This window comes from Pseudomonas sp. FSL R10-2964, from assembly GCF_009600035.1.
In the GTDB taxonomy this organism is placed as follows: Bacteria; Pseudomonadota; Gammaproteobacteria; order Pseudomonadales; family Pseudomonadaceae; genus Aquipseudomonas; species Aquipseudomonas bubulae.
The window spans coordinates 22,243-36,568 of record NZ_WIWH01000034.1; the positions used below are offsets into that span (position 1 = coordinate 22,243).

A 14,326-nucleotide genomic window follows, 5' to 3' on the forward strand; every position below is an offset into this window, starting at 1 on the left:
AGTTATTCCTCGATTTCATTCAGGTTGCGACCCGACAAAGCGGCCTTGACGGTCAAGTCCATGCGACGGGCTGCAAAGGCATCGGTCACTTGCGACAGACGCTTGGTCTGCTGCTCGATGGCGTAACCATCGGTGCCTTTCAACAATTCGGACAGTTCCTGCATCTGCAGCTCGATCACCATGCGCTCTTCGGCATCCAGCAAACGCTCGCCATCGACTTCGAGGGCTGCTTGCACGGCCTCGATCAGACGCTGGGCATCCACCTGCTGCTCGCGCAATACGCGGGCGACCTTGTCGTCGCTGGCGTACTGGAACGAATCCTTGAGCATTTTGGCGATTTCGCCGTCGGTCAGGCCGTAGGAAGGCTTGACCTGGATATTGGCTTCAACACCTGAACCCAGCTCGCGGGCCGACACACTGAGCAAACCGTCGGCATCGACCTGGAAGGTCACGCGAATTTTTGCGGCACCGGCCACCATCGGCGGGATGCCACGCAATTCAAAGCGCGCCAGGGAGCGGCAATCGCTGATCAGCTCGCGCTCACCCTGCAGCACATGAATCATCATGGCCGTCTGACCATCTTTATAGGTGGTGAAGTCCTGCGCGCGCGCCACCGGAATCGTGGTGTTGCGCGGAATAACCTTTTCCATCAAGCCACCCATGGTCTCCAGACCAAGGGACAACGGAATCACATCAAGCAGAAGCAGCTCGCCGCCATCGCGCTTGTTGCCGGCCAGGGTATCAGCCTGGATCGCAGCACCAATGGCAACCACTTGATCCGGGTCGATATCGGTCAGGGGCTCGCGACCAAACATCTGAGCGACCGCTTCACGCACACGAGGTACACGGGTCGAACCACCCACCATGACGACGGCCTGGACGTCTTCAATCTCGATATTGGCGTCGCGCACAGCACGGCGACAAGCCTTGAGGCTGCGCGCAACCATTGGCTCGATCATGGCGTCGAAGGCTTCACGGGTCAGCTCGGACTGCCAGCCACCAAAGGCAACCGTCACCGAGGACGCATCGGTCAGCGCTTCTTTTGCAGCGCAGGCAGCCTGCAGCAAGGTGCGCTGCGTGCCTGGATCAAGGTCGGCAGACAATCCGGCCTGCTCGACCATCCAGCTGGCAATCGCATGATCGAAGTCATCGCCACCCAGCGCGCTGTCGCCGCCGGTAGCCAAGACTTCAAACACACCGCCGGTCAGGCGCAGGATCGAGATATCGAACGTCCCCCCACCCAGATCATAGATAGCCACCACGCCTTCAGCCGACTGGTCCAGGCCATAGGCCACGGCGGCCGCTGTCGGCTCATTGAGCAGGCGCAGCACATTCAGACCAGCCAGTTTGGCCGCGTCTTTAGTGGCCTGGCGCTGAGCGTCATCGAAATAGGCCGGGACCGTAATCACCGCCCCCACCAATTCACCACCCAGGGTCTTTTCGGCGCGCTCACGCAGCACCTTCAAGATTTCGGCAGACACTTCAACCGGGCTTTTAGGGCCTTGCACCGTGTCAATAAACGGCATGTGCGACTCACCGCCGACAAAGCGGTAAGGCAACTGCTCGCCCAACTGCTTGACGTCGGACAGACCACGTCCCATCAAGCGTTTGACCGACAGCACGGTATTGAACGGGTCGCTGGAGGCTGCCAGACGTGCCGACTCGCCTACCTCGACGCGATCAGCGTGATAGCGCACGGCAGACGGCAAAATGACATTGCCATTGGCGTCGGCCAGAGGCTCGGAAAGGCCGCTGCGTAAAGCAGCGACCAGCGAATTGGTAGTGCCCAAGTCGATCCCCACAGCCAGACGTCGCTGGTGCGGTTGAGGACTTTGGCCGGGTTCGGCGATCTGCAGTAGGGCCATCGTAATCAGGACTTATCTGTAATCAGGCGTGCCATCAGGGAAGCACGGAGTTAATCGTCGAGGCGCTCTTCTAGCTGGCGCACTTCGTAAGTTAGCTTGTCGAGGAACTGCATGCGGCGCATCAGGCGTTCAGCCTGCTCACGCTGCGCAGCATCATCCCAACACGCTGCGAAGCTGTCGTTCAGGTGTTCCTGAGCGACTTTCAGTCGACGCTTGAATGCTGCAATACCGGCCATATCGGCGCTGTCATGCAAATCTTCAAGTTCTTCGCGCCACTGCATCTGCTGCATCAGGAACTCGGGATCGTGCACCGTGACTTCCAGCGGCAACTCGCCCCCCTTCAGCGCAAGCAGGTAACGCGCACGCTTGGCAGGGCTTTTGAGCGTCTGGTAAGCCTCATTGAGGCTGGCGGACTGCTCCAGCGCCAGGCGCTGCTCGCGCTCGGAAGCATCGGCAAACCGATCCGGGTGAACACCACGCGCCAGCTCTCGATAGCGCACAGCCAGCTGATCGAGGTCCAGATTGAAACCCGGTTGCAGCTCAAACAAAGCAAAATGACAAGGAGTACCCACGATCAGCCTCAGATATTGAAGCTTTCGCCGCAGCCACATTCACCGCGCACGTTAGGGTTATTGAACTTGAAGCCCTCATTGAGGCCTTCCTTGACGAAATCCAGTTCGGTGCCGTCAAGATAGGTCAGGCTTTTCGGATCAATGATCACTTTTTCGCCATGGGTTTCGAAGACCTGGTCTTCTTCACCTACTTCATCGACAAACTCCAGCACATAGGCAAGACCGGAACAGCCCGTGGTGCGAACACCCAGACGAATCCCCTCACCTTTGCCGCGCCCATCAAGGGAGCGGCGAATGTGTCGCGCAGCCGCTTCTGTCATGCTGATAGCCATCGTGACTCCTTACCTTTTGCCAGTTTCTTCACCTTGCCTGCGCCACTTGCGGGCGCAAGCAGTACGGATCAGATCAAACCTTTCTTCTGCTTGTAATCGCGAACAGCAGCCTTGATGGCGTCTTCAGCGAGTACCGAGCAGTGAATTTTTACCGGCGGCAAAGCCAGTTCTTCAGCCAGCTGAGTGTTCTTGATGGTCTCTGCTTCATCCAGAGTCTTGCCTTTCATCCACTCGGTCGCCAGGGAGCTGGAAGCGATTGCCGAACCGCAACCATAGGTCTTGAACTTGGCATCTTCAATGATGCCCTGCTCGTTGACCTTGATTTGCAGGCGCATTACGTCGCCGCACGCAGGGGCGCCGACCATGCCGGTGCCGACATCCGGGTCTTCCGCGTTCATCTTGCCGACGTTGCGCGGGTTTTCGTAGTGGTCGATGACCTTTTCGCTGTAAGCCATGGTACTAATCCTCACTCATCAGAGAGTCGCTCTTGAGACGCTGTAAAAGCTGCTGTTCGCTGCGCTTACAGCGTCTACTTACGGCGACTTAAATTGTTAGTGCGCCGCCCATTCGATTTTCGAGATGTCGATGCCGTCTTTGTACATGTCCCACAGCGGCGACAGGGCGCGCAGCTTGGTAACAGCCTCGCAAACCTTCTGCGCGGCGTAATCGATTTCTTCTTCGGTGGTGAAACGGCCGAAGGTAAAGCGGATGGAGCTGTGAGCCAGCTCGTCATTGCGGCCCAGGGCGCGCAATACGTAGGACGGCTCGAGGGAAGCAGAAGTACAGGCCGAACCGGACGACACAGCCAGATCCTTGAGCGCCATGATCAGCGACTCGCCTTCAACGTAGTTGAAGCTCAGGTTCAGGTTGTGCGGAACGCGGTGGACCATGCTGCCGTTGACGTACAGTTCTTCAAGGTGTTCAACCTGCTTGAAGAAACGGTCGCTCAACGCCTTGATACGGATGTTCTCTGCAGCCATTTCTTCTTTGGCGATCTGGAACGCTTCGCCCATGCCCACGATCTGGTGGGTGGCCAGGGTACCCGAACGCATGCCGCGCTCGTGACCGCCGCCGTGCATGGCTGCTTCAATACGCACCCGAGGCTTGCGGCTTACGTACAGTGCGCCGATGCCTTTAGGGCCGTAGGTTTTGTGCGCCGAGAACGACATCATGTCGACCTTCAGCTTGGCCAGGTCGATTTCAACCTTGCCGGTGGACTGTGCCGCATCGACATGGAACAACACGCCGCGCGAGCGAGTCAGCTCACCAATGGCAGCGATATCGTTGATGGTGCCGATTTCGTTGTTCACGTGCATGATCGAAACCAGGATGGTGTCGTCGCGCATCGCGGCTTCAACCATGGCCGGCGTTACCAGGCCATCGGTGCCCGGCTCGATATAGGTCACTTCAAAGCCTTCACGCTCAAGCTGACGCATGGTGTCGAGAACGGCCTTGTGCTCGATCTTGTCGGTGATCAGGTGCTTGCCCTTGGTGGCATAGAAGTGCGCTGCACCTTTGATTGCCAGGTTGTTGGCCTCGGTCGCACCGGAGGTCCAGACAATTTCACGGGGGTCAGCGTTAACCAGGTCAGCAACCTGACGACGCCCGTTCTCAACCGCTTCTTCAGCTTTCCAGCCGAACACGTGAGAGCGCGAAGCCGGGTTACCGAAGTTCCCGTCAACCAGCAAGCAGTCGCTCATTTTTTGAGCAACACGCGGATCAACCGGGGTAGTGGCTGAGTAATCGAGGTAAATTGGCAACTTCATGGACTATCTCCTAAATCAGGCTGGCTGGCGCACCGTCGTTTTTATGCAATCACTCGACGGCGGACGCTTCGATCTTATCCAGGTGCGGCGCTTTGCCATTACAGCGGCGCTGATCCTGACGCTGGGCTACTTCTTGTACCTCACGGCGAGTGACAAGGTCAGCCAAGCTGATACCGCTGAGAAAATCGTGTATTTGCAGGCTGAGGTCGCACCACAGGTGGTGGGTCAGGCAGGTGTCGCCGGCATGGCAGTCGCCAAGGCCCTGGCAACGCGTGGCATCGACGGACTCGTTCACGGCATCGATCACCTGAGCTACCTGGATGCCCTGCATGTCGCGTGACAGCTGATAGCCGCCACCCGGGCCACGCACACTGGAAACCAGGCTGCTGCGGCGCAATTTGGCAAACAGTTGCTCAAGGTAGGAAAGCGAGATGCCTTGGCGCTCGGAAATATCGGCCAGGGACACCGGCCCGTGCTGTGCGTGCAACGCCAAATCGAGCATTGCAGTTACGGCGTAACGGCCTTTTGTAGTCAGTCTCATGGACAGGTACCACGGAATTCGGAATGGAAGCGAGTATGCTATTCCCGACTATTTAAGTCAACTATTAGACCTAGTACTTTAGTCGGGATTACCCGCAAAAGAGCGCGCGCATTGTAGCAGGGTCTGCGGCGTAATGGCACATGACACACATCTTGTGGCAGCGGGTTTGCTCGCGATGGCGGCAGCTCGACCAGCCTCAAAGACTGCAGCGCCAGCATCGCGAGCAGGCTCGCTCCCACAGCACCCAGAATCTAGACCGCCGTGCTTTCGTCCTTGCCCTTGACGCAGGCGAAGTCTTCTTCGCGCAGCTCAGGCAGCTCTTTCGCACAGTAAGGACTGCCCAAATCCTTGAGCGCGCCACACATACCATCCAGCTTGCCATCGACCGCCTGCAGATGATCCAGCAACTGGCCAATGGCCCGCGCCACCGGATCCGGCATATCTTCACTGACACCGTATGCGTCAAAACCGATTTTCTCAGCCATTGCCTTGCGCTTGGCCTCAGTTTCATCGTCATTCTTGATAATGATGCGCCCCGGAATACCCACTACGGTCGCGCCCGGCGGCACAGCCTTGGTCACAACCGCATTGGAACCGACCTTGGCCCCCGCCCCGACAGTGAACGGCCCCAATACCTTGGCGCCCGCCCCTACCACGACACCATTTTCCAGAGTGGGGTGGCGCTTGCCCTTGTTCCAGCTCGTCCCCCCCAGGGTCACACCCTGATACAGGGTCACGTCATCCCCGATTTCGGCGGTTTCACCAATCACGATACCCATCCCGTGATCAATAAAGAAACGACGCCCGACCTTGGCCCCCGGGTGAATTTCAATCCCGGTCAGCCAGCGCCCGAAGTTGGACACCAGACGAGCCAGCCACTTCCAGCCAGCCTGCCACAACAGCGCCGACAAGCGGTGAATCCAGATCGCATGCATCCCCGGGTAGCACGTCAGCACTTCAAAAGCATTACGGGCTGCAGGATCACGGTGAAACACACTTTGGATATCTTCACGCAGACGCTCGAACATCATTAATCCTTGCGCTTGAGCAGCTCGCCACGGGCTGCTTTTTGGGTTTCGGTGAGAATGCCACGCAAAATATTCATCTCGGCACGACTGACAGCACTGCGACCGTAGAGCCGACGCAGACGCGCCATGAGGTGGCGCGGCTTTTCCGGATCCATGAATTCGATAGCTACCAGGGTTTGCTCCAGATGCTCATAAAAGCGCTCCAGCTCATCCATGGTGGCCAGCTCGCCACTCTTGGTGGACGCCACCTCTTCTTTCTCGATCTTGCTCGGCTGCCCCTGGGCCGCCAGCCAGGCCATGCGGATCTCGTAGCTGAGCACCTGCACGGCCGCGCCGAGGTTCAGGGAACTGAATTCGGGATCAGAGGGGATATGCACATGGAAGTGACAACGCTGCAACTCGTCATTGGTCAGACCGGAGTCTTCACGACCGAACACCAGCGCGATTTCCGCACCCTGGGCCGCCTCTGCAACCACTTTCTGCCCGCACTCGCGCGGATCCAGCAGCGGCCAGGGGATACGACGGTCGCGGGCACTGGTACCCAGCACCAGATTGCAGCCCACCAGGGCATCTTCAAGGGTCGCGACAACCTGTGCATTTTCCAGAATGTCACCGGCGCCCGAGGCGCGCGCGTCGGCCTCATGGTGCGGGAACACCCTCGGCTCAACCAGAACCAGCCGCGACAACCCCATGTTTTTCATGGCACGCGCAGCACCGCCGATGTTCCCGGGATGGCTGGTATTGACCAGAACGACACGAATATTAGGCAGCAAAGGAAGCGCTCACAGACCAGCAAAAGGGAGCAAATCTTACCTAAGCAAAACGTCATAAGCTACGAAAGCTAACGCAAACCTTCATCTACCAAAGTTTTCTGATAGAATATTCGGCTTTCTTTAACAACCTTAGGTGAAACGTCCATGCAGCCCATGCTGAATATCGCGCTGCGCGCCGCCCGCAGCGCCAGTGAATTGATTTTCCGCTCCATCGAGCGCCTGGATACCATCAAGGTTGACGAAAAAGACGCCAAGGATTACGTCTCTGAAGTCGATCGTGCTGCTGAACAGAAAATCATCGACGCCCTGCGCAAGGCTTACCCGACGCACGGCATCCTCGGTGAAGAAACCGGCATGCACCCAGGCAGCGGTGAAGGTGAAGACTACCTGTGGATCATTGACCCACTGGATGGCACCACCAACTTCCTGCGCGGCGTTCCACACTTCGCCGTCAGCATCGCCTGCAAATACCGCGGCCGCCTTGAGCACGCAGTGGTTCTTGACCCGGTTCGCCAGGAAGAATTCACCGCCAGCCGTGGCCGTGGCGCCCAACTGAACGGTCGCCGCCTGCGTGTTAGCGGTCGTACCAGCCTGGAAGGCGCCCTGCTGGGTACCGGGTTCCCGTTCCGTGACAACCAGATGGACAACCTGGACAACTACCTGGGCATGTTCCGCAGCCTGGTTGGCCAGACTGCCGGCATCCGTCGCGCAGGCGCTGCCAGCCTGGATCTGGCCTACGTGGCTGCAGGTCGTTTCGATGCATTCTGGGAGTCGGGTCTGTCCGAGTGGGACATGGCTGCAGGCGCACTGCTGATTCAAGAAGCAGGCGGCCTGGTCAGTGACTTTACCGGTAGCCACGATTTCCTTGAAAAAGGTCATATCGTTGCCGGTAACACCAAGTGCTTCAAAGCTGTCCTGACTGCAATCCAGCCTCACCTGCCAACCTCGCTGAAACGCTAAGCGAATACCGCAGACAAAAAAAGCACCCTTCGGGGTGCTTTTTTTTGGCCTTGCAATTACCCCACCCCGTGGGAGCGGGCTTGCCCGCGATAGCATCACCGCGATTTGCCTGACAGACCGAGCCGCCCGCATCGCGAGCAAGCCCGCTCCCACAAGAATTTAATTCAGGATCAGCTTGCCTTCCTTGTCCACGGCAATTTCATTGCCCGGTTCGTGATCCATACGCACCTTGCCTTCCTTGCCATTGAGCGAATAGCGCACGTCATAGCCGACGACCTTGCTGCTGATGTCATTGACCGTGTTGCAACGCGTCTGGGTCGTGGTGTAGGTATCACGCTCCTGCATGCCTTCCTGCACCTTGTTACCGGCATAACCGCCACCCACCGCACCGGCAACCGTCGCGATCTTTTTGCCGTTACCGCCGCCCACCTGATTACCCAGCAAGCCGCCGGCGACAGCACCAATCACGCTGCCGACAATCTGATGCTGATCCTTGACCGGCGCCTGACGCGTCACAGTCACATCCTTGCACACCTCACGCGGCGTTTTGATCTGCTGGTTGACCGGCACAACGGCCAGCACCTGCGCAGACTCAGGGCCTTTCACCAAGCTGTAAGTGGCAAAAGCACCACCGGCTGTAACACCGACAGCACCCAGTACAGCACCCACCAGCAATGACTTGTTCACGTGAACCTCCAGACCATCTTAAGTGGGAACAGTCCCACACCAATCCTGGAGTTGGAGCACAAAAAAAGGCGCGAGTTCAATAACTCGCGCCTTTTAGGTGACAGTCGTCGATAACTATTGGTTATGGACGATCATCGACTTCCTTCTCACTCGCCGCAGGCGGGATCAGATCCTCTGCACTGAGATTCAGCCAGATCAGCACCACGTTGGCGATGTAGATCGACGAATAAGTACCCGCCAGAACACCCACGAACAGGGCAATCGAGAAGCCCCACAGGTTGTCGCCACCGAAAATCAGCAATGCGGCAATGGCCAGCAAGGTGGAGATCGATGTCGCCATGGTGCGCAGCAAGGTTTGCGTGGTCGAGATGTTGATGTTGTCGATCAGGCTGGCCTTGCGCAGAACCCGGAAGTTCTCGCGCACCCGGTCAAATACCACAATGGTGTCGTTGAGCGAGTAACCGATGATCGCCAGCACCGCCGCCAATACCGTCAGGTCGAAGGTGATCTGGAACCACGACAGCACGCCCATGGTCACGATCACGTCGTGAACCAGGGACACGATCGCGCCGACAGCGAACTTCCACTGAAAGCGGAAGGCCAGGTAAAGCATGATGCCGCCCAGCGCCATCAGCATGCCGAGGCCGCCCTGGTCGCGCAGCTCTTCACCCACCTGTGGGCCAACGAACTCGACGCGCTTGATCACCGCCGGGTTGCTGGTATCTGCCTGACCCAGCGCAGCCGCTACCTTGTTACCCAGCAACGGATCATCGCCGGGCATACGCACCAGCAAGTCGGTGGTAGCACCAAAGCTCTGCACCACGGCATCGTGGAAGCCGGCCGAAACCAGTTCGTTACGCACCTTGGTCAGATCAGCCGGCTTCTCGTAGGTCAGCTCGATAAGCGTACCGCCGGTGAAGTCCAGGCCGTAGTTCATGCCCTTGTGGAACATGCTGAACAAGGCCAGCACGGTAAGCAGTACAGTGACGCCGAACGCTACGTTGCGAACGCCCATGAAGTTGATTGTACGTAACATGGCAGCCCCTTAAATCCACAACTTCTTGAAGTCCCGACCGCCATACACCAGGTTGACCAGTGCGCGGGTGACCATAATGGCCGTGAACATCGAGGTAAAGATACCCAGCGACATGGTCACCGCGAAGCCTTTAACCGGCCCGGTACCCATGGCGAAGAGGATCCCGCCGACCAGCAGGGTTGTCAGGTTGGAGTCAACGATGGCGGTAAAGGCACGGTTGAAACCTTCGTTGATCGCCCGCTGCGGTGTCATGCCATTGGCCAGCTCTTCACGTATACGCGAGAAGATCAGTACGTTGGCATCGACCGCCATACCCATCGTCAACACGATACCGGCAATGCCCGGCAGGGTCAGGGTTGCACCCAGCACCGACATCAGCGCCAGCAGCAAGACCATGTTGCCCGCCAGTGCCACCGTCGCGATCACACCGAAGAAACGGTAGATGGCGATGATGAAGATCGACACGAACAACATGCCCCACAGCGATGCATCGACACCCTTGGTAATGTTGTCAGCACCCAGGCTCGGGCCAATGGTGCGCTCTTCAGCGAAGTACATTGGCGCAGCCAGACCACCGGCACGCAACAGCAGCGCCAGCTCGGAAGCCTCACCCTGGCCATTCAGACCGGTAATCCGGAACTGACTGCCCAGCGGCGACTGGATGGTCGCCAGGCTGATGATCTTCTTCTCTTCTTTGAACGACTGAACCGGTACGTCCTTCTCGACACCCTCAACCACTTGCTTGGTGTAAGTCGTCACCGGCTTCTGCTCGATGAAGATTACCGCCATGCTGCGACCAACGTTGCTGCGCGTCGAACGACTCATCAGCTCGCCACCGTGACCATCAAGCTTGATGTTCACTTGTGGCCGGCCGTGCTCGTCAAAGCCTGCCTGAGCATCGGTTACCTGGTCACCGGTGATGATCAGACCACGCTCGATTTGCGCGCCAGGACGGTTACCTTCACGGAACTCGAAAGTTTCGGACGTCGCTTTGGAAGCGCCCGGCTCGGCCGCCAGACGGAACTCAAGGTTGGCCGTCTTGCCCAGGATACGCTTGGCTTCGGCGGTGTCTTGCACGCCCGGCAGCTCAACCACGATGCGGTTGGCACCCTGACGCTGAACCAGAGGCTCGGCAACACCCAACTCGTTGACCCGGTTACGGACGGTTGTCAGGTTTTGCTTGATGGAATATTCACGGATTTCCGCCAGCTTGGCCGGGGTCATCGCCAGACGCAGAACCGGCTGACCGTTCAGGTCTGCAGCGGTAATGTCGAAATCATTGAAGCTTTTACGGATCAGGCTACGCGCTTGCTCACGGACAGCTTCATCAGTGAAGCCCAACTGAATGGCACCGTTGAGTTGCGGCAGGCTGCGATAACGCACTTTTTCTTTACGCAGCAGGCTTTTGACATCGCTCTCGTACACTTTCATGCGTGCATCGACAGCTTTGTCCATGTCCACTTCCAGCAGGAAGTGCACACCGCCCGACAAGTCCAGACCCAGTTTCATCGGGTGAGCACCCAGACTGCGCAACCATTGTGGCGTGGTCTGTGCCAGGTTGAGCGCTACGACATAATCGTCACCCAGAGCCTTGCGTACAACATCCTTGGCTGGCAACTGGTCGTCTTTCTTGACCAGGCGCAGCAAACCAGCTTTGCCGTTCTGGGCCAGGGAAGCACCCTTGACTTCAATGCCTGCATCCGTCAGCGCCTTGCTTGCGCGATCCAGATCAGCTTGAGTGACCTGCAGGGCCGTGCTCGCACCCGACACTTGAATGGCCGGATCATCAGGGTACAGATTGGGAGCGGAATAAATAAAACCGATCGCCAGCACTGCCAGGATCAGTATGTATTTCCACAGAGGGTATTTGTTCAGCATCAATCACGCCGCCCGCTTAAAACGCGGGGCGCCTTGCGCGCCCCGTCGATTGTTGAAAGTTGAAACTTAGATCGCTTTCAGCGTGCCTTTAGGCAACGTGGCTGCAACCGAGCCTTTCTGAATTTTCAGCTCGACAGCGTCAGACACTTCGATGACAACAAAAGCATCGGAAACCTTGACGATTTTGCCGGCGATACCGCCAGTGGTCACGATTTCGTCGCCTTTTTGCAGGTTACCCAACAGGGCTTTCTGCTCTTTAGCGCGCTTGGCCTGTGGACGCCAGATCATCAGGTAGAAGATGACCAGGAAGCCGACCAGGAAGATCCATTCAAAACCGCCACCCATTGGGGCAGCAGCAGGTGCAGCAGCGTCCGCGAAAGCGGAAGAGATGAAAAAGCTCATTAAGCACTCCAGTTGCAATGTTGTTTCTTAAAGGTCCGGAACTCAGTCCAAGGGCGGCACAGGCAGCCCGCGCTTGGCATAGAAGGCGTCGACAAAGGTGGCCAATGTACCCTGTTGAATAGCCTCGCGCAAACCAGCCATGAGCACCTGATAGTGGCGCAAATTATGGATGGTATTGAGCATGCTACCCAGCATTTCGCCGCACTTGTCCAGGTGATGCAGATAAGCGCGGGAGAAGTTCTGGCAGGTGTAGCAATCGCAGGTCGGATCCAGCGGCGAATCATCATGGCGATGGAACGCGTTGCGGATCTTGATGACACCCGTGTCGATAAACAGATGCCCATTGCGGGCATTGCGGGTTGGCATCACGCAATCGAACATGTCCACACCGCGGCGCACACCCTCAACGAGATCTTCCGGCTTGCCAACCCCCATAAGGTAACGAGGTTTGTCAGCAGGCATCATCGCCGGCAGGTAATCCAGCACCTTGATCATTTCGTGCTTGGGCTCGCCGACCGACAAACCGCCGATGGCCAGGCCGTCGAAGCCGATCTTGTTCAGGCCTTCGAGCGAGCGCTCGCGCAGGTTCTGGTGCATGCCGCCCTGAACGATACCGAACAGTGCCGCCGTGTTGTCGCCATGGGCATTCTTGGAGCGCTGCGCCCAGCGCAACGACAGCTCCATGGAGACACGGGCAGTGTCTTCATCGGCCGGGTACGGGGTGCATTCGTCGAAAATCATCACCACGTCAGAGCCCAGATCGCGCTGGACCTGCATCGACTCTTCGGGGCCCATGAACACCTTGGCACCATCTACCGGCGAAGCGAAGGTCACGCCTTCTTCCTTGATCTTGCGCATGGCGCCCAGGCTGAACACCTGGAAACCGCCGGAGTCGGTCAGGATCGGGCCCTGCCACTTCATGAAATCGTGCAGGTCGCCGTGTTTTTTGATGACTTCAGTGCCTGGGCGCAGCCACAGGTGGAAGGTATTGCCCAAAATCATCTGCGCGCCGATCGCTTCGATATCGCGGGGCAGCATGCCCTTGACCGTACCGTAAGTACCGACCGGCATGAACGCTGGGGTTTCAACCACACCACGGGGGAAGGTCAAACGACCGCGACGAGCCTTGCCATCAGTGGCCAGCAGCTCGAAGGACATACGACAGTTGCTCATGCTTGATCCTCTGGGGCCGGGGCTGGAGCCGTCGGCGCAGGATTGCGGGTGATGAACATTGCATCACCGTAACTAAAGAAGCGGTACCCATGTTCAACCGCAGCCTTGTAGGCCGCCATGGTTTCGGGATAACCGGCGAATGCCGAAACCAGCATCAGCAGCGTGGATTCCGGCAGATGGAAATTGGTCACCAGCGCGTCGACCACATGAAAGGGTCGACCGGGGAAGATAAAGATATCGGTATCGCCACTGAACGGCTTGAGCACGCCATCGCGCGCGGCACTTTCCAGCGAACGCACGCTGGTGGTACCCACGGCGATCACCCGCCCGCCACGGGCACGGCATGCGGCCACGGCATCGACCACATCCTGGCCCACTTCGAGCCATTCGGTGTGCATATGGTGATCTTCAAGACGCTCGACCCGCACCGGCTGGAATGTACCCGCGCCCACGTGCAAGGTCACGAATGCCGTCTCGACGCCTTTGGCGGCGATGGCCTGCATCAGCGGCTCATCAAAGTGCAGCCCTGCCGTTGGCGCCGCGACGGCACCCAGGCGCTGGGCGTAGACCGTTTGATAGCGCTCGCGGTCCGAACCTTCGTCCGGGCGGTCGATATAGGGTGGCAATGGCATATGCCCGACACGGTCCAGCAGCGGCAATACCTCTTCGGCAAAGCCCAGCTCGAACAGCGCATCGTGACGCGCCAGCATCTCGGCTTCGCCACCGCCATCAATCAGGATCTTCGACCCGGGTTTTGGCGACTTGCTGGAACGCACATGGGCCAGCACGCGGTGGCTGTCGAGCACCCGCTCAACCAGAATTTCCAGCTTGCCGCCCGAGGCCTTCTGGCCAAACAGACGGGCCGGAATCACCCGGGTATTGTTAAACACCATCAAATCGCCCGGACGCAAATGTTCAAGCAAATCAGTGAATTGACGATGTGCCAGTACGCCGCTCTCCCCGTCCAGGGTCAGCAGGCGACTGTTGCGGCGCTCCGCCAAAGGATGGCGTGCGATGAGCGAATCAGGGAGTTCGAAAGTAAAGTCAGCAACGCGCATGATAGGTTTCGTCTAGCAGGGCCGGGGAGTTTAACGGACTTGGCAAAAATAGACCAATAAGTTGTTGACCGACCTAAACCTCATCTCTATACTTCGCCGCCATTGAGCCCTGATGGCGGAATTGGTAGACGCGGCGGATTCAAAATCCGTTTTCGAAAGAAGTGGGAGTTCGATTCTCCCTCGGGGCACCAAACATAGATTCAAGGTGCCGCTCAATGCACCCTGGATATACAGAGAAACCGGCCACCGCGCCGG

General features: G+C 58.1%; 15 protein-coding genes and 1 tRNA gene. 2 read left to right on the forward strand and 14 right to left on the reverse strand.

The genetic code is table 11. The features are described from left to right. Positions 1-2: 2 nt before the first annotated feature. From hscA to trmJ, 8 genes are all read right to left on the reverse strand, one after another. Positions 3-1,865: a Fe-S protein assembly chaperone HscA gene (gene hscA, locus GHN92_RS18130; protein ID WP_095018332.1), complete on the reverse strand. Its 1,863-nt coding sequence runs from the start codon at positions 1,863-1,865 to the stop codon at positions 3-5. 50 nt (positions 1,866-1,915) lie between these two features. After that, positions 1,916-2,437 carry a co-chaperone HscB gene (gene hscB, locus GHN92_RS18135; protein ID WP_095001470.1) on the reverse strand — a complete coding sequence of 174 codons (522 nt, stop codon included), beginning with the start codon at positions 2,435-2,437 and terminating at the stop codon, positions 1,916-1,918. A gap of 8 nt (positions 2,438-2,445) precedes the next feature. Next, positions 2,446-2,769, reverse strand: coding sequence for an iron-sulfur cluster assembly protein IscA (iscA, locus tag GHN92_RS18140; protein ID WP_016779604.1), 324 nt, complete (start codon positions 2,767-2,769; stop codon positions 2,446-2,448). A gap of 68 nt (positions 2,770-2,837) precedes the next feature. Continuing rightward, a complete protein-coding gene (gene iscU, locus GHN92_RS18145; RefSeq protein WP_007929523.1) occupies positions 2,838-3,224 on the reverse strand; it encodes a Fe-S cluster assembly scaffold IscU in 387 nt (128 codons plus the stop codon). Between the two features lie 96 nt (positions 3,225-3,320). Beyond that, complete coding sequence (locus tag GHN92_RS18150; protein ID WP_019823684.1) at positions 3,321-4,535, reverse strand: IscS subfamily cysteine desulfurase; 1,215 nt, start codon at positions 4,533-4,535, stop codon at positions 3,321-3,323. Positions 4,536-4,584: 49 nt separating this feature from the next. After that, entirely contained in the window at positions 4,585-5,076 is a 492-nt protein-coding gene (gene iscR / locus GHN92_RS18155) for a Fe-S cluster assembly transcriptional regulator IscR (RefSeq protein ID WP_003443378.1), read from the reverse strand. A 251-nt stretch (positions 5,077-5,327) separates the two neighbouring features. Further along, entirely contained in the window at positions 5,328-6,104 is a 777-nt protein-coding gene (cysE, locus tag GHN92_RS18160) for a serine O-acetyltransferase (protein ID WP_095001471.1), read from the reverse strand. A 2-nt stretch (positions 6,105-6,106) separates the two neighbouring features. Next, complete coding sequence (gene trmJ, locus GHN92_RS18165; RefSeq protein ID WP_095018331.1) at positions 6,107-6,877, reverse strand: tRNA (cytosine(32)/uridine(32)-2'-O)-methyltransferase TrmJ; 771 nt, start codon at positions 6,875-6,877, stop codon at positions 6,107-6,109. 144 nt (positions 6,878-7,021) lie between these two features. On the opposite strand from trmJ, the gene suhB reads away from it, so the two are divergent. After that, on the forward strand, positions 7,022-7,837 hold the full coding sequence (gene suhB, locus GHN92_RS18170) for an inositol-phosphate phosphatase (protein WP_016779599.1): 816 nt from the start codon (positions 7,022-7,024) through the stop codon (positions 7,835-7,837). A 159-nt stretch (positions 7,838-7,996) separates the two neighbouring features. On the opposite strand, the gene GHN92_RS18175 is transcribed toward suhB, so the two are convergent. The 6 genes from GHN92_RS18175 to queA all read right to left on the reverse strand — a co-directional run bounded on the left by GHN92_RS18175 (position 7,997) and on the right by queA (position 14,071). Next, positions 7,997-8,524: a glycine zipper 2TM domain-containing protein gene (locus GHN92_RS18175; protein ID WP_095001472.1), complete on the reverse strand. Its 528-nt coding sequence runs from the start codon at positions 8,522-8,524 to the stop codon at positions 7,997-7,999. Positions 8,525-8,645: 121 nt separating this feature from the next. Beyond that, positions 8,646-9,560 (reverse strand): protein translocase subunit SecF, encoded by a 915-nt coding sequence (gene secF, locus GHN92_RS18180; RefSeq protein ID WP_095001473.1) that lies wholly within the window; start codon positions 9,558-9,560, stop codon positions 8,646-8,648. A 9-nt stretch (positions 9,561-9,569) separates the two neighbouring features. Next, on the reverse strand, positions 9,570-11,438 hold the full coding sequence (secD, locus tag GHN92_RS18185; protein WP_153380731.1) for a protein translocase subunit SecD: 1,869 nt from the start codon (positions 11,436-11,438) through the stop codon (positions 9,570-9,572). 66 nt (positions 11,439-11,504) lie between these two features. Continuing rightward, positions 11,505-11,840 carry a preprotein translocase subunit YajC gene (yajC, locus tag GHN92_RS18190; protein ID WP_153380733.1) on the reverse strand — a complete coding sequence of 112 codons (336 nt, stop codon included), beginning with the start codon at positions 11,838-11,840 and terminating at the stop codon, positions 11,505-11,507. Positions 11,841-11,882: 42 nt separating this feature from the next. Beyond that, the gene (gene tgt / locus GHN92_RS18195) at positions 11,883-12,998 is read right to left on the reverse strand and encodes a tRNA guanosine(34) transglycosylase Tgt (protein WP_083369874.1); all 1,116 of its coding nucleotides are present in this window, start codon (positions 12,996-12,998) and stop codon (positions 11,883-11,885) included. Positions 12,999-13,009: 11 nt separating this feature from the next. Beyond that, positions 13,010-14,071 (reverse strand): tRNA preQ1(34) S-adenosylmethionine ribosyltransferase-isomerase QueA, encoded by a 1,062-nt coding sequence (gene queA / locus GHN92_RS18200; protein ID WP_095025428.1) that lies wholly within the window; start codon positions 14,069-14,071, stop codon positions 13,010-13,012. Positions 14,072-14,177: 106 nt separating this feature from the next. Between queA and GHN92_RS18205 the strand changes: the two genes are divergently transcribed. Further along, positions 14,178-14,262 (forward strand) — tRNA-Leu (locus GHN92_RS18205). Positions 14,263-14,326 lie beyond the last annotated feature (64 nt).

Coding starts and splice junctions, on each gene's coding strand:
- tgt (WP_083369874.1), bottom strand. CDS start 12,998: ATGTCCTTCGAGCTGCTGGCCACTGATGGCAAGGCTCGTCGCGGTCGT.
- iscR (WP_003443378.1), bottom strand. CDS start 5,076: ATGAGACTGACTACAAAAGGCCGTTACGCCGTAACTGCAATGCTCGAT.
- secF (WP_095001473.1), bottom strand. CDS start 9,560: ATGTTACGTACAATCAACTTCATGGGCGTTCGCAACGTAGCGTTCGGC.
- iscA (WP_016779604.1), bottom strand. CDS start 2,769: ATGGCTATCAGCATGACAGAAGCGGCTGCGCGACACATTCGCCGCTCC.
- cysE (WP_095001471.1), bottom strand. CDS start 6,104: ATGTTCGAGCGTCTGCGTGAAGATATCCAAAGTGTGTTTCACCGTGAT.
- iscU (WP_007929523.1), bottom strand. CDS start 3,224: ATGGCTTACAGCGAAAAGGTCATCGACCACTACGAAAACCCGCGCAAC.
- GHN92_RS18150 (WP_019823684.1), bottom strand. CDS start 4,535: ATGAAGTTGCCAATTTACCTCGATTACTCAGCCACTACCCCGGTTGAT.
- hscA (WP_095018332.1), bottom strand. CDS start 1,865: ATGGCCCTACTGCAGATCGCCGAACCCGGCCAAAGTCCTCAACCGCAC.
- suhB (WP_016779599.1), top strand. CDS start 7,022: ATGCAGCCCATGCTGAATATCGCGCTGCGCGCCGCCCGCAGCGCCAGT.
- queA (WP_095025428.1), bottom strand. CDS start 14,071: ATGCGCGTTGCTGACTTTACTTTCGAACTCCCTGATTCGCTCATCGCA.
- secD (WP_153380731.1), bottom strand. CDS start 11,438: ATGCTGAACAAATACCCTCTGTGGAAATACATACTGATCCTGGCAGTG.
- yajC (WP_153380733.1), bottom strand. CDS start 11,840: ATGAGCTTTTTCATCTCTTCCGCTTTCGCGGACGCTGCTGCACCTGCT.